General features: G+C 38.9%; 17 protein-coding genes. 13 read left to right on the top strand and 4 right to left on the bottom strand.

Annotated features, from left to right (window positions below):
- Positions 1-606: 606 nt before the first annotated feature.
- The 8 genes from NAG76_00475 (at position 607) to NAG76_00440 (ending at position 9,298) form a co-directional block, all read left to right on the top strand.
- Positions 607-2,118 (top strand): sugar ABC transporter ATP-binding protein, encoded by a 1,512-nt coding sequence (locus tag NAG76_00475; protein ID URN94771.1) that lies wholly within the window; start codon positions 607-609, stop codon positions 2,116-2,118.
- Positions 2,115-3,149 (top strand): ABC transporter permease, encoded by a 1,035-nt coding sequence (locus NAG76_00470; GenBank protein URN94770.1) that lies wholly within the window; start codon positions 2,115-2,117, stop codon positions 3,147-3,149. Before NAG76_00475 ends, NAG76_00470 begins: the two co-directional genes overlap by 4 nt.
- A 46-nt stretch (positions 3,150-3,195) precedes the next feature.
- Positions 3,196-4,128 (top strand): sugar ABC transporter permease YjfF, encoded by a 933-nt coding sequence (yjfF, locus tag NAG76_00465; GenBank protein URN94769.1) that lies wholly within the window; start codon positions 3,196-3,198, stop codon positions 4,126-4,128.
- Positions 4,129-4,244: 116 nt separating this feature from the next.
- Positions 4,245-5,273, top strand: coding sequence for an ABC transporter substrate-binding protein (locus NAG76_00460; GenBank protein ID URN94768.1), 1,029 nt, complete (start codon positions 4,245-4,247; stop codon positions 5,271-5,273).
- Between the two features lie 425 nt (positions 5,274-5,698).
- The gene (locus tag NAG76_00455; protein ID URN94767.1) at positions 5,699-6,817 is read left to right on the top strand and encodes a sulfate ABC transporter substrate-binding protein; all 1,119 of its coding nucleotides are present in this window, start codon (positions 5,699-5,701) and stop codon (positions 6,815-6,817) included.
- Between the two features lie 41 nt (positions 6,818-6,858).
- Entirely contained in the window at positions 6,859-7,716 is an 858-nt protein-coding gene (gene cysT / locus NAG76_00450) for a sulfate ABC transporter permease subunit CysT (protein ID URN94766.1), read from the top strand.
- Positions 7,717-8,016: 300 nt separating this feature from the next.
- Positions 8,017-8,901 (top strand): sulfate ABC transporter permease subunit CysW, encoded by an 885-nt coding sequence (gene cysW / locus NAG76_00445; protein ID URN94765.1) that lies wholly within the window; start codon positions 8,017-8,019, stop codon positions 8,899-8,901.
- A gap of 154 nt (positions 8,902-9,055) precedes the next feature.
- Entirely contained in the window at positions 9,056-9,298 is a 243-nt protein-coding gene (locus NAG76_00440; protein ID URN94764.1) for a YezD family protein, read from the top strand.
- An 84-nt stretch (positions 9,299-9,382) separates the two neighbouring features.
- Here NAG76_00440 and NAG76_00435 read toward each other — a convergent pair whose 3' ends face one another.
- Positions 9,383-9,529, bottom strand: coding sequence for a YqzM family protein (locus NAG76_00435; protein URN94763.1), 147 nt, complete (start codon positions 9,527-9,529; stop codon positions 9,383-9,385).
- 373 nt (positions 9,530-9,902) lie between these two features.
- Here NAG76_00435 and uvrC point away from each other — a divergent pair, with 373 nt between their 5' ends.
- Positions 9,903-11,711 (top strand): excinuclease ABC subunit UvrC, encoded by a 1,809-nt coding sequence (gene uvrC / locus NAG76_00430; GenBank protein URN96726.1) that lies wholly within the window; start codon positions 9,903-9,905, stop codon positions 11,709-11,711.
- 169 nt (positions 11,712-11,880) lie between these two features.
- On the opposite strand, the gene NAG76_00425 is transcribed toward uvrC, so the two are convergent.
- Positions 11,881-13,551, bottom strand: a complete 1,671-nt coding sequence (locus NAG76_00425; protein URN94762.1) for a CPBP family intramembrane metalloprotease — start codon at positions 13,549-13,551, stop codon at positions 11,881-11,883.
- 89 nt (positions 13,552-13,640) lie between these two features.
- A complete protein-coding gene (locus NAG76_00420) occupies positions 13,641-14,537 on the bottom strand; it encodes a LysR family transcriptional regulator (GenBank protein URN94761.1) in 897 nt (298 codons plus the stop codon).
- Positions 14,538-14,811: 274 nt separating this feature from the next.
- Here NAG76_00420 and NAG76_00415 point away from each other — a divergent pair, with 274 nt between their 5' ends.
- From NAG76_00415 to NAG76_00400, 4 genes are all read left to right on the top strand, one after another.
- Positions 14,812-15,483: a succinate dehydrogenase cytochrome b558 subunit gene (locus tag NAG76_00415; protein ID URN94760.1), complete on the top strand. Its 672-nt coding sequence runs from the start codon at positions 14,812-14,814 to the stop codon at positions 15,481-15,483.
- Between the two features lie 23 nt (positions 15,484-15,506).
- Complete coding sequence (sdhA, locus tag NAG76_00410; GenBank protein ID URN94759.1) at positions 15,507-17,264, top strand: succinate dehydrogenase flavoprotein subunit; 1,758 nt, start codon at positions 15,507-15,509, stop codon at positions 17,262-17,264.
- Between the two features lie 2 nt (positions 17,265-17,266).
- On the top strand, positions 17,267-18,031 hold the full coding sequence (sdhB, locus tag NAG76_00405; protein URN94758.1) for a succinate dehydrogenase iron-sulfur subunit: 765 nt from the start codon (positions 17,267-17,269) through the stop codon (positions 18,029-18,031).
- A gap of 445 nt (positions 18,032-18,476) precedes the next feature.
- Complete coding sequence (locus NAG76_00400; protein URN94757.1) at positions 18,477-20,345, top strand: SLC13 family permease; 1,869 nt, start codon at positions 18,477-18,479, stop codon at positions 20,343-20,345.
- A gap of 594 nt (positions 20,346-20,939) precedes the next feature.
- Here NAG76_00400 and NAG76_00395 read toward each other — a convergent pair.
- Entirely contained in the window at positions 20,940-21,251 is a 312-nt protein-coding gene (locus tag NAG76_00395; GenBank protein URN94756.1) for a helix-turn-helix transcriptional regulator, read from the bottom strand.
- Positions 21,252-21,347: the final 96 nt, after the last annotated feature.

Here is a 21,347-nt window from a genome sequence, read left to right as displayed (position 1 = left end):
GCGTACCAACAACGTACGCTGTGTTTCTCGCTACCTAGACTTCAAGCCATCTTCTTGGCGGGAGACAAGCGATCATTTTGAACTTTGATTGGAAGATGATGTTCAAACTGCCCGCCTGTAATCACGATGCGATGCTTCGTTGTTTAATCGACGGCGAAGACGATATTCATCGGAAGCCTGCGGTGCTCATGTACCAACAACGTACATTACGCTACTCATTTCCTAGCTTCATATCGTCTTCTTGATGCTGACAAGCGAGCAGTTTGAACTTCGATTGGAAGACGATGTTCAAACTGCCCGCCTGTGATCACGATGCGATGCTTCGTTGTTTAATCGACGGCGAAGACGACATTCATCGGAAGCCTGCGGTGCTCATGTACCAACAACGTACATTACGCTCCTCGTTTCCTAGCTTCATATCGTCTTTTTGACGGGAGACAAGCGATCATTTTGAACTTTGATTGGAAGACGATGTTCAAACTGCCCGCCTGTGATCACGATGCGATGCTTCGTTGTTTAATCGACGGCGAAGACGACAAGCGAGCAGTTTGGATTTTATTTTGATGGCATGATTTGAAGTGTTTTTTCTTGAAGGAGGGCGATATCATGCATGAACAACAACCGATTTTAACAATGACAGGCATATATAAAGGTTTTCCAGGAGTCAAAGCGTTAGATAATGTGAGTCTTCGATTATTTTCAGGGGAGATTCACGCTTTAATGGGGGAGAACGGCGCTGGAAAATCAACTTTGATTAAAGTATTGACTGGAGTGTATACGATTGATGTAGGTGACATTGAGCTAGATGGGCGATCCATTGCAGTTCAAAGTCCACTAGAGTCGCAAGAAGTTGGTATTAGTACAGTGTATCAAGAAGTGAATTTATGTCCTAATCTAACTGTTGCAGAAAATATATTTATTGGACGAGAACCTCGTAAATTCGGACGCATTTTATGGAAAAAGATGAATGAAAAAGCGAGGAAATTGTTGAGTGAACGATTACATCTAGAAATCGATGTAACTCTACCATTACATGAGTATTCCGTTGCTATCCAACAACTAGTATCGATTGCTAGAGCTTTGAATATTTCAGCAAAAGTACTAATTTTGGATGAGCCTACTTCTAGTCTGGATCAGAATGAAGTAAAGCAATTGTTCAACATTATGATGAAATTAAAAGAAGAAGGACTTGCCATCTTGTTTGTTACTCATTTCTTGGATCAAGTATATGAGGTATCTAATCGCATTACGATTTTACGGAATGGTCAATTTGTAGGCGAATATATGACTAGTGACTTGTCACAGTTAGAGTTAGTATCCAAAATGATCGGGAAAACATTACAAGCTTTTGAAGAGATGCCTAAGTCTCACAAACAGAAGAAGCAAGATCACTGGTTTGCAGTGGCAGAGGAACTTGGCCGTTCTGGTGTTATTGAACCATTTAATTTGAAAATTGGATACGGTGAGGTTGTAGGTTTAGCAGGATTACTAGGTTCGGGCAGAACAGAAGTAGCTAGACTGTTTTTTGGTGCGGATCGTGCTGATCAAGGTACCCTTCAATTTGAAGGTAACAAAAGTATCCATTCACCGCGTCAAGCATTAGATAATTCGATAGCATTCTGTTCTGAGAATAGAAAAACTGAAGGAATCATTGAAGATCTTACGATCAGAGAAAATATCATTTTGGCATTGCAAGCAAATAGAGGCTGGTTTAAGAGAATACCAAGAAAAAGGCAAAATGCAATAGCTGATGAGTATATAAAAATGTTAAATATTAACCCGCCACTTCCGGAGCAATTAATAAAAAATTTAAGTGGTGGTAATCAACAAAAAGTACTATTAGGGCGCTGGCTCTTGACGCAGCCTAAATTGCTAATATTAGATGAACCGACAAGAGGGATAGATATAGGTGCAAAAGCAGAAATTCAAAAGCTCGTATTATCATTATCAGAAGAAGGTATGTCTGTATTGTTTGTATCTTCGGAATTAGACGAGGTCATTCGAGTGAGTGATCGTATCGCTGTATTACGTGATCGACATATTGTTCAAGAGATGACAAATACAGAATTGAATCAGCAAAGTATTATGAAGGCAATTGCAGGAGGTGGAGGGAAATGAAAGGAATAATGAAGCATCACTTATTCTATCCTCTTGTTGTACTTGGCGTATTATTGCTCTTCAATTTTATATATTCTCCAGATTTCTTTTCACTTGAAATGAGAAATGGTCAACTTTATGGGAGTCTCATCGATATATTGAATTTCGGGGCACCGTTAATACTAGTTTCTATTGGAATGACGCTAGTTATTGCGACCAAAGGAATTGATTTGTCGGTGGGCTCAATTGTTGCTATTTCTGGTGCAATGGCATGTCTAACGATTAGTCAGGGGACGGATCAGAATGCTTTCTCGCTCGTGTTGACGGCGATAGGAACGGCATTATTGTTATCTATTGTGCTTGGGGTGTGGAATGGATTTCTCGTCACTGGAGCAGGAATTCAGCCGATTATTGCAACATTAATATTAATGGTTGCAGGAAGAGGTATTGCACAACTCATAACAGATGGACAAATTATTACAGTCGTAAGTTCTAATTATCAATTTTTAGGTTCAGGATCTCTATTTTCTTTACCGTTTTCGATCTTTGTAGTTCTTATTGTATTGCTTGTTGCAACACTATTAACGCGTAAGACAGCGTTAGGATTATTCATTGAATCTGTTGGAAATAATCCTGAGGCAAGTAGACTTTCTGGAATCAAGTCTAGTATGGTGATTTTTGTTGTCTATATATTCTGTGGATTATGTGCAGGGATTGCTGGATTACTACTTAGTTCCAATGTTGCAAGTGCAGATGGTAACAACGCAGGGCTTTGGTATGAGTTGGATGCTATTCTTGCAGTAGTTATTGGAGGAACTTCACTTAACGGGGGAAGATTCTTTTTAATGGGGACGATTATTGGTGCTCTTATAATACAAACATTAACAACAACGATCTATATGACTGGAGTATCACCAGAGATAACACTAGTAGTGAAAGCTTGTGTTGTACTTGCCGTATGCTTAATTCAGTCAGAATCATTCCGGAAATCATTCGTTAAACGTAAAACAACGCGAGCTTCTGTTGATAAAGAGGTGATGCCTTATCTTTAATCGTAAATTTATTCCTATCATTATAACGATTTGCTTGTTCATCTTCATGTTTGCAGCAGGTTCGTTTCGTTATACTGGCTTTTTCTCGATGCAAATCATATTGAATCTATTAATAGACAACGCTTATCTACTAATTGCTGCAGTAGGAATGACTTTCGTCATTGTGTCAGGTGGAATTGATTTGTCAGTAGGCTCAGTTATAGCTCTAACTACAATGGTTTCTGCTACTTTGGTTCAACAACATGGCTGGTCACCAATATTAGTTATTCCACTAGTGTTATTGATAGGAACGTCAATGGGACTAGTTATGGGAGCATTAATTCATTATTATAAACTGCAGCCGTTTATCGTTACATTAGCGGGCATGTTTTTGGCGCGGGGTCTATGCTACGTTATTGGTACGAATACGATAACGATTGATCACCCGATGTATGTGAGCTTAGCACAAACAAAAGTTTATTTACCAGGTGGTAATTTTATCTCTATAAGTGTGATCATAGCAATAGTTATCGTTATCGCAGGCATATTTGTTGCCCACTACACAAGGCTTGGTAGAAATATCTATGCCATAGGTGGAAGTGAGCAATCTGCATTATTAATGGGTCTTCCAGTTGCCCGCACTAAAATAATGATCTATGCCATTAGTGGATTATGCTCTTCCTTAGCAGGAGTTGTCTTTACATTCTACATGCTTTCAGGTTACGGATCACATGGGATGGGGGCAGAATTGGATACGATTGCAGCAGTAGTGATAGGAGGTACACTATTAACAGGAGGAGTTGGCTATATCGCGGGTACATTCTTCGGTGTAATGATTCAAGGAGTCATTCAAACGATTATTAGTTTTGAAGGAACATTAAGTTCTTGGTGGACAAAAATCGTTATTGGGTTGTTACTATTTGTTTTTATTATATTGCAAAGAATACTTGGAACTCAGAGGAAGAAGCAAGCGGGATATTCATTACTAACGAGAAAATAGTGGCATTGGCAACCTAATTTTACCATGTTATCATTGTTGTACTAGCTATTCTATTCTTCCTATTAATACTCCAGTTGCGCATAGTTAGAATATATAGACGGAAGGCGTGCTATAGCATGAAGCTATTACGGCATCGAAATTTACTATGTAGTTTGGTGTTATTACTTCTGTTAAGTGGATGCCAAGCAGGTCAATCAATGGTGAACAATATTACCAATAACATGCCTATAGTTATAAATGAGATTGAAGAAGACGTTGAAATAGATAAACCAATTGTATTAGGTTTCTCGCAATTAGGTTCTGAAAGTAAGTGGAGACTAGCAAATACAGAATCGATTGAGGCGGCTGCAAGTGAAATGGGCATTGAGCTTATTTTGGAAAATGCAGAGCAATCACAAGAGAGACAATTCGAGGCGATTCGCTCCTTTATCGAGCAAAAAGTAGATATTATTGCGTTTGCTCCTGTTGTGGAAACCGGTTGGGAACCGATACTTCAAGAAGTTCATACTGCTGGCATACCAGTTATATTAATTGATCGAGCTGTAGATGTTGAAGATTCTTCGTTAATTGTTACGTTTATTGGATCTGATTTCTATGACGAAGGTGTTAAAGCAGGTAAGTATTTAATCGATAAAATGAGTAAAAGAAAAGAAACTATATATATTGCTGAATTGGCAGGTACGACCGGATCTACTCCTTCCATAGAACGTGGAAAAGGGTTTAGAGATACGATTAAAAACGAGTCGAACTTAGAACTTTACGTTACCGAGACGGCAGATTTTACGACTGAAAAAGGTAAAGAAGTTATGAAGGTTTTTTTGGAAAGTGAACAACAACCCGATGTGTTATATGCACATAATGATGATATGGCACTTGGTGCAATTCAAGCTATTGAGGAAGCGGGTCTAGTGCCAGGTGTAGATATAGTCATTATTTCAGTTGACGGAACACAAAAGGCACTTGAGGCCATGAGTGAAGGGAAAATTAATTTGATTGTGGAATGTAATCCATTGCTAGGACCAATGATTATGCAAGCTGCCAATGAAATTATGGCTGGTAGAACACTGCCTAAGCGAATTATTCCACCGGAAAATGTGTTTACAGAAACAATGCCGCTTGAAGAGATCTCAAAGCGGAAATATTAACGAAAAGATATGGTAGTTCAAAACGCCCGCCGGTGATTACGCGGTAACGCTGACGTAGCAAATTCGGCGTCGAATATGTCCTTCATCTAAAGCCTGCGTGTGCTCGCGTACCAATAACGTACGCTTTGCTACTCGTTTCCAAGCAAGTAGGAGCAGCTCCAAAGTCATGCTCGTGACGATGGGGCTGCTCCTTTTTGGCATTGAATAAGGTCATAATTACATAATCAAGTTGCTTATTCGGAGCTTACTTTGATTAACTTGGCTTTATAAGGTAATCTAATACCTTTAATAAAAATATGTTGACAGAAGATGGTAATCGTTGTTACTATTCAATTAATAACCAACTAAACTGATAGGAATAATAATTAATGACCGGAACAACCGGAATGAACATTACCTATCCCGAAATTATGGAGGGATTTGTTATGAACATTAAGTCAATTACTCATCTATCAAAAATTATCGTATTAGCATTGCTAATTAGTGTATTAGGAGCTTGCGGAGCAACTAACAATTCACAGCCAGCTAATGGAAAAGGTCAACAGACAGAGAAACCTGCTAACAATACAGCAACACCAGATACTACAGAAACAGTAGTCAAAAAAGATCCTGTTAAATTATTGAACGTATCATATGACCCTACTCGTGAGCTATATGTCGATTTCAATGAAGCATTCGCGAAGTATTGGTTAGAAACAGCTAATCAAGAAGTAACAATTGAACAGTCACATGGTGGCTCTGGAAAGCAAGGTCGTGCAGTTGTGGATGGTCTTGAAGCAGATGTCGTTACATTGGCACTTGGTTACGATATCGATGCAATTGTAGACGCAGGACTAATTGAAAGTGATTGGCAAACACAATTTGAACGTAACAGTTCCCCTTATACTTCAACAATCGTGTTTCTAGTTCGCAAAGGTAACCCGAAAAACATTTTGGATTGGAATGATCTAATCAAGGATGATGTAGAAGTTATTACACCGAATCCGAAAACTTCAGGTGGAGCTCGTTGGAACTATTTGGCGGCTTGGGGTTATGCACTTAAACAGAATAACAATAGTGAGGAAGCAGCAGTTCAATATGTAACAGAGCTATTCAAGCATGTTCCGGTATTAGATACAGGAGCTCGTGGTTCAACGACAACTTTTGTAGAACGTGAAATTGGTGATGTGCTACTAGCATGGGAAAATGAAGCGTATTTATCTATCAACGAATTAGGTCCTGATAAATTCGATATTGTATATCCATCACTAAGTATATTAGCTGAACCACCAGTTGCAATTGTCGATAAAGTAGTCGACAAACGTGGTACACGTGAAGTTACAGAAGCTTACTTGCAATACTTGTACACTCCTGAAGGACAAAAAATTGCAGGGGATAACTATTACCGCCCTACCGATCCAGAAGTAGCAGCACAGTTCAAAGATCAATTCCCTGAGCTAGAATTATTAGAAATTGATAAAGACTTTGGCGGCTGGAAAGAAGCGCAAACGAAACACTTCGCTGATGGAGGAGTGTTCGATCAAATCTATACACCAGGTAGCTAATACGTCAAGTGAATCTGACTTATAAAGGAGTATGAGCACGTATGTCATTAGCTAACCTTAAGCGCAAACGCTCAACATCCAGAACGATCATTCCAGGCTTTAGACTAACACTTGGGATTTCAATGTTCTACTTGAGCATTATTGTATTTATCCCACTCGCTATTATTTTCCTAAAGTCGTTCGAGCTTACTTTTGAGGAGTTTTGGGCTGCTGTTACGAATGCACGCGTGCTTGCCTCTTATCGTGTTAGTTTCGTTACAGCACTGTGCGCAGCATTAATTAATACTTTTTTTGGATTAATCGTAGCTTGGGTGTTGGTGAGGTATCAATTTCCAGGTAAGAAGATTATAGATGCACTTGTTGATATTCCATTCGCATTACCTACTGCAGTTGCAGGAATTGCCTTGACTGCGATTTATGCGAAAAATGGCTGGATTGGTTCGTTCTTAGAGCCACTAGGCATAAAGGTAGCATATGCTCCTCTTGGTATTATCGTTGCATTAACATTTATCGGTATCCCATTTGTCGTTAGAACGGTGCAACCTGTTATTGAAGATTTGGAGAAAGATATGGAGGAGGCAGCGGTTATGCTTGGTGCATATCGCCTCCGTACCTTCTTCCGAATTATATTACCGACATTATTCCCTGCCTTATTAACTGGCTTCACATTAGCGTTCGCCAGAGGAATAGGTGAATATGGCTCCGTCGTATTTATTAGCGGTAATATGCCTTTGAAAACAGAAATTTCACCGCTGTTAATTATGACAAAGCTTGAGCAATATGACTACGCAGGAGCAACTGCAATAGCGGCTGTGATGCTAGTCGTCTCGTTCATATTATTGTTCGCCATCAATCTATTGCAATGGAGAATGAACCGTAGAATGACTTCGAACTCTTAGGTTGAGGCTTCCGATGAATGCCATATTCGACGTCGAATAGTCATTGAAGCCAAACAACGTGATCACAATTTTTTTGATGAAGCATCCTATCCAATGAAAGTTCAATAAGATCACTTGTCAGCACCAAGAAGATGACATGAAGCTAGAGAAGCGAAGCGCGGAATGTACGTCATTGGTATATGAGCACTGGAGAGAACAATGAATGTCATATTCGCCGACGAGTAAGCTTCGTTAGCACACTCTACGTGATCACAAGAGTTCTTATTGAACATCCTATCCTATAAAAAGGAGGGGAATGATATGGCTGGAGTAGTAAACTACCACAGCTCCCCCCACAAAATTGTGCGAGAGAAGCATATCAATGAAGCGACCTGGGTACGTTGGAGCTTAATTGGCATAGCAGTATTGTTCATCGTCATTATGATCGTATTACCTCTTGCACTCGTCATCGTAGAGGCACTGCAAAAGGGATTCTCGGTCTATCTTGATGCGATAACCCATTCGGACGCATTTGCAGCCTTGAAGTTAACGCTAATAACGGCATTAATAGCTGTACCACTTAATACAGTGTTTGGTGTACTCGTAGCTTGGGCAATCTCTAAGTTTAAATTTCGTGGTAAGCAAATATTATTAACGTTGATCGATCTACCATTTGCCGTATCGCCTGTTATTGCAGGACTTGTGTTCGTTCTTATGTTTGGAGCACAAGGATATTTTGGACCATGGTTAGCAGAACGTGACATTAACATAATTTTCGCAGTTCCAGGTATTATCATTGCTACGCTATTCATCACCGTTCCATTTGTAGCAAGGGAAATAATTCCACTTATGCAACAACAGGGGATTGGTGAAGAAGAGGCTGCGATTAGTCTTGGTGCAAAGGGTTTTAAAGTATTTTGGTATGTAACATTACCAAATATTAAATGGGGTTTGTTATACGGAATTATTCTATGTAATGCTAGGGCGATGGGCGAGTTTGGAGCTGTATCTGTCGTATCAGGACATATTCGCGGCAGAACCAATACGTTACCTCTGCATGTTGAAATATTGTACAATGAATATCAATTTTCAGCAGCGTTTGCCATAGCATCGTTGCTAATGTTACTAGCGATATTTACTTTAATCGTGAAGGCAATCGTAGAGTGGAAAGAAGGACTTCAGTCGAAGCGGGAAAGTATAGACTAGAGATGAAAAGTTTTAGATTATGCTTACGAAGTAACTTTTCAGTGTAATGATGTAACTTAAGATGATATGAAAAGTTTTGATTATGCTTACGAAGTAACTTTTCACTGCAAAGATGCAACTCAAGAAGATATGAAAAGTTTTAGGAGGAATTATTATGGCGAAGCCTTTACAAGTTGATGAAGTTTGGCAAGCGCGTATTGCCGAACAAATAAATGGATTACAATTTGGGCAAGTACTGGTAACTGTTCATGATGGTCAAATCGTTCAAATTGATCGTACTGAGAGAACTAGATATCAACTTACTTCTAATAAAGATAGTAACTTTGAAGATCGTACCGTTACTTTTCCTAACAAACAAGATAGTGATAAAAAATCAAGAAATTCCAAATCGCAATAATATATGTATAGTACAGAAAAGACCGGTTGACTCTTATTCGATGATAAGAGTCAACCGGTCTTTTTGTTGCATTCTGTCTGCGTATTATGAAATCAAAAATTTCACAATTACTGCAGCAGCGAACACAACGACCATGAAGCCAAGCATGCCGCCGAAACCAACCATAACATCTTTAAGATCGTCACGTGGTTCTTCGTTAATATGCTGACGTGGATCGCGTACGTTTTCCATCATGCAGTCCTCCTTGACAGACCTATTGCTGTACATAGTATAACCAATATTTCGCTAAAATGTAAAGAGAATAAACGTTTGTCCATACTTTTTATTAACTGTGTAATAATTTACTTGGATAGAAAGTGACTGTATAAGTAACGAAATAATTTAAGAACGAAGTTATTCAATTGAAAGGGATCAATACGAACAAATATGCTACAATAATAAACGAAGTAACTTATCATTGTAAGGATATTTCAAGAAGTTATGAAAAGTTTGGTTTATGCTTACGAAGCAACTTTTCATTGCACAGATATAATTCAAGAAGTTATGAAAAGTTTTAGGAGGTAATATAGTGACGCAATCTTCGAATCCTTATGATGAAGCTATTGTGAAAGAGCATCTACGTAACAAGTTAGCATTACTTCCTGATTTGCCTGGTTGTTATCTTATGAAAAATAATGAAGATGTCATTATTTATGTTGGGAAAGCGAAGATTTTGAAAAATCGCGTTCGATCGTATTTCAATGGCAGTCATAATGGGAAAACGCAAAAATTGGTTAGTGAAATTACTGACTTTGAATTTATTATAACAGGTAGCAATATGGAAGCTCTAATACTAGAGTGTAATCTCATTAAGCTGCATAATCCAAGATATAATGTTCTATTAAAAGACGATAAAACTTTTCCATATATTAAAATTACGCATGAGGCTCATCCAAGGCTTGAGGTGACACGTAAAGTATACAAGGACAAAGCCAAATACTTTGGACCTTATCCTAATGCTTATGCTGCACAACAAACGAAAAAATTATTAGATCGTTTATATCCACTGCGCAAATGTCAAAAGCTTCCCGACAAAGTATGTCTCTATTATCATATGGGGCAATGTATTGCGCCTTGCGAATTTGAAATTGATCAAAGTAAGTATGATGAGATGACAGCGGAAATTACCCGCTTCCTTAATGGCGGTGAAGATTCAGTTAGACTTGAATTGGAACGTAAAATGGGTGAAGCAGCAGAGAAACTTGAATTCGAACGTGCTAAGGAATATCGCGATCAAATGGTAGCGATCGATGCTATTATGGAGAAGCAGAAGATTACGATGAATGATGCACTCGACCGGGATATATTCGGATACGCTGTCGATAAAGGTTGGATGAGTGTACAGATTCTATATATGCGCAAAGGTAAATTAATCGAGCGACACGGAACTTCATTCCCGTATTATGGCGAGGAATACGATGACTTTATGAGTTTTGTCACTCAGTATTATAGTGAAAATCCTGCATTACCTAGACAAATCTTACTCCCGCAGCCACTTGAAGGAAGTAGCATGGTTGCTGAAGAAATAACGTCTTGGTTACATGAATGGCTAAAGGTCAAAATTTTAATTCCACAGCGTGGACAGAAGAGTGAAATTGTTTCGATGGCAATACAAAATGCACAAAATGTACTAAATGAAAAGTTCAAACTTATTGAAAGAGATGAGGAACGGAGCATCATTGCATCACGTAATCTCGGACATGCGCTAGGAATGGATCATTTACATCGCATTGAAGCATTTGATAACTCGAATATACAAGGGACAAACCCAGTATCTGCAATGGTTGTATTCCGTGATGGTAAGCCAGATCGACGCGAATATCGTAAATACAATGTGAAGACGATCGAAGGTTCAGATGATTATGGCACGATGCGAGAAGTAATTCGTCGCCGTTATGAGCGCGCTTTGAAGGAAGGTACAGAGCTTCCAGATCTCATTGTAGTAGATGGTGGTAAAGGACAGATATCAGCTGCTATAGAGGTGCTACAGGATGAATTGAGCCTATTTATACCAGTATGTGGACTAGTTAAGGATGACAAGCACAGAACAGCAGAATTAATGAGTGGTGATCCACCTCAACTTATACCACTCGGACGAGATAGTCAGGAGTTCTATTTGCTTCAACGGATTCAAGATGAAGTGCATCGCTTTGCGATCACTTTCCACCGTCAGCAACGAGCGAAATCAATGGTAGAATCGAAGCTGGATTCAATTCCAGGCATTGGCGAGAAACGTCGCAAACAACTACTGAAACATTTTGGATCTCTGAAAAAAATAAAAGAGGCTCAAGTCGAAGACTTTAAGCCTCTATCTATTGGTGAAAAGTTAGCAACTACAATTCTTACGGCATTACAGGAGGATACTCAGGACTAGGTGGTCCTGTAGTGTCCTTCTTTTAGTGGAAGGTTAAATAACACGCCTGTGATTGCGATGTGTCGCTGACGTAGCTTATCCGACGGCATATCTGCCATTCATCGGTTGTTGTGGTACTCATGTACCAATAGCGTACACTGCGTTCCTCACTTCCCTAGCTTCATGACATCTATTTGGCACTGACAAGCGAGCTATTTGAACCTTTATTAAATTTGTTATGAAGTAACTTAATAACATAAGCAATAAAGAACGGTAGAATAATGAATACGATAGAAGAGATAAGATCAACTGTACCTCCATACATAACAAGTTGCATACTCATAAGTATCGTATTGAATATCGCATGAGTGAACATTGCTGCGATAAAGCCGAATTTCACCATAATAAATGTGAATAGCATTCCGACAATTATTAGCTCTAAAATTCGAGTGCTTGCTGGGTAAAGTGGATACATTGTATGTCCTGCTGCCCATACAATGGAAGGAATTATTGCTGCTAACCATGTATTTTTGAACCAACGACGGAAAATACCAACTCCGAAGTAACGATATATTACTTCTTCCGTTATCGCTGCCATCCATGCTACTGCAGGATATAACCAAGTATATTCAAAGTTTAAGAATGATTGTGAGGCATCATTTGCTGACCATGTACCAAGTAAAGTAGTCAGTAATAGGTAGATAACATTTTGAATGCCTAGCAATATTATCGCAAGCAAGTAAGACATTTTCATCATATCCCAAATGTAATGCCCGTAACCTTGATCACGGAATCGTGGCCATAGTCGGAAGCCTTGAGCTTTCCAGAGACCATCACCAGCAATGAAAGAGAAATATACTCCGACGGCACCAAAGATAACCGAAACAATGACAACTCCAAGCATAAAGATATTAGCTAATCCATTTTCCATAATGGTATTAGACTCTAATCCGAGTTGACTTTTCAAAAATCCGAAGTTAACAAGTAGAGAAATTAATGTGCTGATTGCTGTCAACCACGCACCATATTTGAAAGAAGTATGGCGGCGATATAATATTGCATAAATAATTGCCAGAACTCCGAAGATAAATGTAAAGCCCATATATACTCCGAAAGTCCATATGCCAGCAAAGAAATCTTGTTTTTTAGTATAGGCAGTGTATTCATCTGGAATAATGAAGTCAGGAATGTATCTACTTACAATAGTTCCTTCACTCGTTTCCAATACAACAGTATCTATTTGTAGAATAGCATCCCCGATAAATTGTTCATCATTAGATACATACCAACCGATAGAGTGCTTTGATGAATCTGTAATCGAAGCCCAACTTGGTTGACTAACTGCTTCATACATATCGAAATGTGTCTCGTCATTCAAAGGGAAATTTTGCTCTGTAATTTCTTGTTTTAGTGCTGTTAAAGTAGTTGCCTCATCTGCTTCAGTTCCAGTAATAGAAAAATTCCAACCGGTAATTTGACCAGTAAATAGGCTCATAATTACGTATCCATTACCTTCACCTGAATCAAAGCGAACATTGACTTGGTATTGATCGAACGGTACGATCTTTTCGAATTTTTCTTCATGAATCTTTTGTAATTGTTCTTTCATTATGTAGCCTGTATAAGCTTTATTAGCTTGATGGTATGCTTCTGCCTGCTCAACATTAAAGCCAGTATGTTGCTCAGCAAATGCTGATGCTATTTCAATCGCTTTATCATTAGAAATAGGTTTGCTACTTGATGTCGATGTTGCTGATGCGTTTAAACTAGGAAGTAGCTGTAATAAAATGAAAACAATGAGTGAAATCGTAGCTAAAATACTCATTAACTTCCATGTTTTTGGTGTAATCTGGTTGATCATAATTCACCTCTTCAAATTATTGTGTATTAATTATACCGTGTTTGTTGGTTATATTGTATACAATATATTCCATTAAAGTCATATGCTTATTACGCTTGTCGATGATAAAAAGTTGCAATGTCTTGAATACAATTTCGCACCGCTACATCTAATGTATTAGGATCTGCATGAATTAATGATGTCGTCCGCTTAGTTCCTTCTAATTGTGGAATGGGATAAATATCAAGATCATTATCATCAATTAATTGAGGGCGCAAATATGACTTCGGAAGCAGTGCTCCTGCTCTAAAGGTATGAAGCAAACGTAATATCGCTTCGAAAGAATCGATTTCCATTCTAATTTCGGGCGTTAATTGATAAGCTTCGAATAATTCATCAGTTAATAATCGATACCAAGTTCCTTTGGAAAATAGGATCATCGGAATATTATTCAGATCATGGACGTCCAATTGCTTTGCTTCTTGGAGCATTAATGAACGAGGCATGACAAGAATAAGATGATCATCGAACAACGGAGTGCATTGTACATAGGAATCATCTAAATGTGAAGCAATGACAGCAATATCAACTTTATGTTCCTTCACAAAGCTTACGATTTCATGGGTTTTTCCGGTAATCGCTTTAATATCAATCTCAGGATGAGATTCACGTAGTAAAGTAATGAGATCTGGTAAAGTCGTTTGTAATGTCGTCAAACTTGCACCAATCGTAATGGAGCTTCTACCAGTTTCTTTGAATTCCGCAACTGTTTTCAAATATTTGAGATAGAGCCGTTCTTGTTCAATAGCATATTCAAAAGTAAGCTGTCCAATACGTGTAAGCTCAAGTCTTTTTCCGATACGACGAAATAGAGGAGCTCCGATCTCATGCTCTAACTTTGATATTTTACGTGATAACGCTGGTTGAGATAGATTAAGTGAATGAGCAGCTTTGTTCATACTAGAGTGCTCTACGATACGTTTGAAAATATATAAAGCTTCATCCATGATAATGTCCTCCAAAGATAGACTTAAATATAAGCTTCCTATAGTGAAAGTATAGATGAATTGGTACGCTTATGCAAATTAGTTATAAGCATTAATAATAAATATGCAATTCCATTATAAGCGAAAAAAGAGTAGGATAAAACTATGGCTAAAATGTGTCATAATTTGCTATACCTATAGGTGATTGATTGACTAGCACATATGGGTAAGGTAAAATGTGGGTTGATTTAATTGGATAAGTAAGCACTTACAGTTTGAGAGGAGAAACAAAGAGATGAAGGGAAATAGCTATTTCTCTCGTAAGCTGCACTCACTACTAGGGATTATTCCACTAGGCGGATTTTTCGTCGTGCATGCTTTAACGAATTACCAAGCTTTTGAGCGAGGACCAGAAGGATTTCAAAAAGGGGTAAATTTGATTAACAGTTTACCATTATTACCTGTACTTGAGTTTATATTGATTTATATTCCACTATTATTCCATGGAATATATGGTTTGTACGTAGCTTATCAGTCAAACTCTAATCTAGGACGTTTTAAGTACGGACGAAATTGGGCATTTACAGCTCAGCGTATTACTGGGGTAATTACTTTCGTATTCGTATTCTGGCATGTGTATCAAACACGTTTCCAGGTATACCTTGGGCAAATTTCACATGAGGAACTTGGATCAACAATGAATCACATCGCATCAAGTCCACTTATGTTCGTACTATACGTAGTTGGTGTGCTTGCAGCATCGTTCCACTTTGCAAATGGTTTCTGGGCATTTCTTATTAGCTGGGGAATTACGGTTGGTGAAAGAGCTCAACGTATTTCTTCAAAAATCTGTATCGGTATTTTTGTAATTATCTCGGCGTTGTTCATCTTATCTCTTGTTGCTTTCAGAGGTGACGAATTCAAAGAAGTGGCAGATGCCTATATGGCAGTGCGCTCAATTCTTTAGTATAGATCAAGGAGCGAATCGTAATGGCTAAAAATAAAATTATTGTCGTTGGTGGCGGTCTTGCTGGTCTAATGGCCACAATTAAAGCCGCTGAGGCAGGCACACATGTCGATCTATTCTCAATCGTTCCCGTTAAACGTTCACATTCCGTATGTGCTCAAGGTGGTATTAACGGCGCTGTAAATACAAAAGGTGAAGGCGATTCTCCTTGGGAGCATTTTGATGATACCGTATATGGCGGTGACTTCTTAGCAAATCAACCACCAGTTAAAGCAATGTGTGAAGCTGCACCTGGCATTATCCATTTGATGGACCGTATGGGCGTAATGTTCAGTCGTACATCAGAAGGTTTGTTAGATTTCCGTCGTTTCGGTGGAACACAATATCACCGTACTGCATTTGCAGGTGCTACGACTGGTCAACAACTGTTATATGCACTAGATGAGCAAGTTCGTCGCTGGGAAGCAGCGGGACTAGTTACGAAATATGAGCATTGGGAATTCCTTGGTTCCGTTATTGATGATGACGGCGTATGTCGTGGTGTAGCTGTTCAAGATTTACGTTCGATGGAAATCCATACGATGCGCGGTGATGCAGTTATTCTTGCATCAGGTGGTCCTGGTATTATCTTTGGTAAAACTACGAACTCCGTTATTAACACAGGTACTGCTGCAAGTGCGGTATATCAACAAGGTGTGAAATATGCCAATGGTGAGTTCATTCAAATTCACCCAACTGCAATTCCAGGTGATGATAAGCTTCGTCTAATGAGTGAATCTGCTCGTGGTGAAGGTGGTCGTATCTGGACCTACAAAGACGGTAAGCCTTGGTACTTCCTTGAGGAGAAATATCCTGCATATGGTAATCTAGTTCCTCGTGATATCGCAACTCGTGAAATCTTCAGCGTATGTGTTGATGACAAATTAGGTATTAACGGTGAAAACATGGTTTACCTTGATCTGTCTCATAAAGATCCTAAGGAACTTGATGTTAAACTTGGTGGTATCATTGAAATCTATGAGAAATTCATGGGTGATGATCCTCGTAAAATACCAATGAAAATTTTCCCAGCAGTCCACTATTCAATGGGTGGAATGTGGGTAGATTATAATCAGATGACGAATATTCCTGGTCTTTTTGCAGCTGGCGAATGTGACTACAATTATCATGGAGCTAATCGTCTTGGTGCTAATTCACTATTATCAGCTATTTACGGTGGTATGGTTGCTGGGCCAAAAGCTGTCGAATATATTAAAGGTCTTAAGAAATCATCAGAAGATATTTCATCTACAGTGTTTGATAAAGCTGTTCGTGAGCAAAAAGCGAAGTATGATCGTATTCTTGGTATGAAGGGTACTGAAAATGCATACGTACTCCACAAAGAGCTTGGCGAATGGATGACTAACAACATGACCGTTGTTCGTTACAACGACAAGTTGGCAGAAACTATTCAAAAGATTAAAGAACTGAAACAACGTTATAACAATATTAACATTAACGATACAGCCAATTGGAATAATGCAGGTGTCGCATTTACTCGTCAATTGTGGAATATGCTTGAACTTTCTGAGGCAATGACATTAGGTGCATTGCAACGTAATGAATCTCGTGGTGCGCATTACAAGCCTGAATTTACAGAACGTAATGATGAAGAATTCTTGAAAACGACTATTGCAGATTGGACTCCAGAAGGTCCGAAAATTTCATATGAAGACGTTGACGTTAGCTTGATTAAACCTCGTACTCGTGATTATTCTGCAGGGAAGAAGAAAGGAGAATAACAATGGCTGAAACTACAGTAGCTACGAAAACTGTTACCTTTATTATTTCTCGTCAGGATAAACCAGACTCAGCTGCATATACGGAAACGTTCAAGATTCCTTATCGTCCTAATATGAATGTAATTAGTGCGTTAATGGAAATTCAACGTAACCCAGTAACTGCGGAAGGTAAAACCACTACACCAGTTATTTGGGAGTCTAACTGTCTTGAAGAAGTATGTGGTGCTTGTTCTATGGTTATTAACGGAAAGCCTCGTCAAGCATGTAGTGCGTTAATCGATCAATTAGAGCAGCCAGTAAGGCTTGAGCCAATGCGTACTTTCCCGGTTATTCGTGACCTTGTTATCAATCGTGAAAGAATGTTCTCTGCTCTGAAAAAAGTTAAGGCATGGATTCCTATCGATGGAACCTATGATCTTGGTCCTGGTCCACGCATGGCAGAAGCTGATCGTCAATGGGCATATGAGCTTTCCAAGTGCATGACTTGTGGCGTATGTCTTGAAGCATGCCCGAATGTGAATGATCGTAACAGCTTTATCGGACCATCTGCTATATCACAAGTTCGCCTCTTCAATGTACATCCTACCGGTGCAATGAATAAAGATGAGAGACTTGAGACACTAATGGAAGATGGCGGAATAGAAGGCTGTGGTAACTCTCAGAACTGTGTTCGTTCATGTCCGAAAGGAATTCCACTTACGACATCAATTGCAGCAATGAATCGTGATACAACGAAGTTACTATTCAAAAAATGGCTTGGTATGTAATTGGTATATATACAGCCCAATCAATTTTAATATAATGATAGTAAACGTCAGGATAGAAATCTGTCCTGGCGTTTTTTAGTTGCCCATTGACTAAGATTTTACTTTAATCAGCCTATATTATCATTGATAATCATTATCAAATAATGATATTCTTATATTACTGAATGTTATCATCATTGTCAATGCTTAGGTGCGATCGGTAAACACTCTGAGAACTAATCGCTGCTCCAATCGCCGTTGTCCTCGGATTTAGTCATAAGACTGAGGTGTAAATTCGAGAACAAAAACGACCGCTTTCGCTTTTCTACAAGCGATTGTTCTCTCCGCTATAGTTGATGGTGAATGAAGAAAACTTCGGGCTGAGTATACTGCTGTAATGAAAGTCACAGAAAGATGAGAGTTTGAGTGATAACATAATTGGAGAGCATGATAGGGGGTGACGAGTTTGAACATAGATATGATCTTAACTTTAATAATATTATTATTAGCATCAATAATGTTCGTGAGTGGTAAAGTTCGTTCAGATCTTGTGGCCGTCAGTGCTTTAAGTTTATTGGTCATTCTTAATATTCTCGATACAGGAGAAGCATTAGCTGGGTTTGCAAGTTCGGTCGTTATTATGATGATTGGTTTATTTATAGTAGGAGGAGCAATCTTTCAAACGGGTCTTGCCAAAATTGTAAGTAGTAAACTATTGAATTTGGCAGGTACGAATGAAACGAGATTACTTGTTACGGTGATGCTATCCACATCCTTTGTAGGTGCATTTATTAGTAATACAGGGACAATTGCAGTGATGCTCCCAATTGTAATAAGTCTAGCTAATCAAGCTCAAGTGAGTACGAGAAGATTACTTATGCCATTGGCATTTTCAGGTAGTCTAGGAGGGATGTTAACTTTAATTGGGAGCCCTCCAAATATGGTGGTAAGTGAAACGTTAGAAAAAGCAGGTTTTAAAGGGATTAGCTTCTTTGGCTTTGCGCCTACAGGTCTAATCTGTTTAGTTGCAGGAACAGTACTTATAATCTTTTTCAGTAAAATTGTGCTGAAAGGGAAAAATAAGAGCAATTCTAGAAGGAAAAAAGAGCGGTCATTAGATGAACTAGCGCAGCAATATAGGTTAGCGCAAAATTTATATCGGATCCAAGTGAATGAAGGTTCACCAATGCTTGAGAAAACATTGAAAGAACTATCTTTAGCAAGTTTATATCGCGTACATATTAATGAGGTTAGAAGACGTCAATCTCATAAAAATCCATTTTTCAAAACAATTAATCAAGAAATCGCTGGACCAGAGACAAGACTTCATCCTAGAGATATTATATATGTTACAGGTAATTATGAAGATATTGAACAATTTGCTAAACATCAGAAACTCTCTATGATTAGTGATGAGATTATAGAGAAAGATTATTCTGCTACACTTGAAGAGTTAACTACGCCTGAAATTGGCATTGCCGAGATCCTTATTCCGTCTAATTCCCGTCATATTAATCAATTAGTAAAGCATTCAGGTTTTCGTGAGAATTACAATGTTAATATTCTTGGTATTCAACGTAAAGGAACTTATGTGTTGAATGAATTGAAAGAAGAGAAGATTAAGTCTGGAGATGCGATTCTCATTCAAGGAGAATGGAAACACATTGCTCGATTATCGTTAGAACATGAGGATGTTGTAGTGGTTGGACAACCTGCAAAGGCAGCTGCGAGTATACCATTGCTTCATAAAGCTCCTATTGCTGCATTAATTATGGTACTAATGATTGTAGGGATGATTGTTAATGTTGTACCCGCAGTCGTATGTGTGATGGTCGCCGCAATTATGATGGTTGTTACAGGATGTTTACCGAATATGGAATCAGCTTACAAAACGGTAAATTGGGAGAGTATTGTACTCATTGGAGCGATGATACCTATGTCTACAGCAATCGAGAAGACTGGGGCAGCTGCACTATTATCTGAGAAGCTAGTTATTGGGCTAGGGGGATATGGACCGTTAGTATTGCTTGCTGGTGTGTATTTTGCAACTTCTTTGATGACGTTATTTGTAAGTAATACTGCTTGTGCAGTGCTATTTGCACCTATTGCTTTATCTGCAGCAATAGCTCTGGATGTTAATCCAGTTCCATTTATGTTAGCTGTATCGATTGGTGCGAGTATGTGCTTTGCCGTACCGTTCTCAACACCACCTAACGCACTGGTGATGGGAGTTGGGAAATACAAGTTTATGGATTATGTCAAAGTAGGATTACCTGCACAGATTTTACTGGGGGTTGTAATGGTCCTAACTTTACCACTAGTCTACCCTTTCTGAGATGAAGTTCAAAACGTCCGAGGGTGATTACGCGGTAACACTGACGTAGCATATTCGGCGTCGAAGATGCCCTCCATCGAAAGCCTGCGTGTGCTCGCGTACCAACAACGTACGCTGTGCTACTCGTTTACGCTGAAGGGCATCTTCTTAGAACTGACCCGCGAACGTTTTGAACCTTATTGGAATGGAAGTTCAAGACGTCCACGGGTGATTACGCGGTAACACTGACGTAGCATATTCGGCGTCGAAGATGCCCTCCATCGAAAGCCTGCGTGTGCTCGCGTACCAACAACGTACGCTGTGCTACTCGTTTACGCTGAAGGGCATCTTCTTGGAACTGACCCTCGAACGTTTTGAACCTTATTGGAATGGAAGTTCAAAACGTCCACGGGTGATTAAGCGGTAACACTGGCGTAGCATATTCGACGTCGAAGCTGCCCTTATAGATAAAATTGTTTGTTATCACGGGGGATTAAGTGATGGAAATGCTAAAGAACAAATATTACGACTTGTTTGAGGATCATTAAGATTCTAATTAAAACAAATAGAGCTGGATTAGGGAACGATTCATTCCGCTAATCCAGCTCTATTTGCTTAGCCAATCCATTTCTCAGCCCACTCTTGAATGGAGCAGATGACAGGTTCAAGATCCCGTCCTTTTTCAGTCAATTCATATTCTATACGCACGGGCATTTCAGGATATACATTTCTTACAACGACACCAACAGCTTCTAATTCCTTCATACGGTCTGTAAGCATTTTGTCGCTCATTTCTGGTATTTGTTCTTTTATATCTTTGAAACGTTTAGGTCCGCCCAATAAAACATGAATGATCCTACCAGTCCATTTCTTCCCTAATAAATCAGCAGCTGATTCATACCTCGGGCACATCATTGTATAGTCCATTCATATCACCATCCTTAACATTTATTGTAGCATACAAACTAAAAAAAAGTAAGTGCCTTTAGCGAAGTATGTCGATGGTCAAATATGGAGTGAATA

Origin of the sequence: Candidatus Pristimantibacillus lignocellulolyticus (assembly GCA_023639215.1) — a bacterium.
In the GTDB taxonomy this organism is placed as follows: domain Bacteria; phylum Bacillota; class Bacilli; order Paenibacillales; family Paenibacillaceae; genus Pristimantibacillus; species Pristimantibacillus lignocellulolyticus.
Note: the sequence above shows the minus strand (reverse complement) of the source record. Positions and strands in the feature narration are given on the sequence as shown.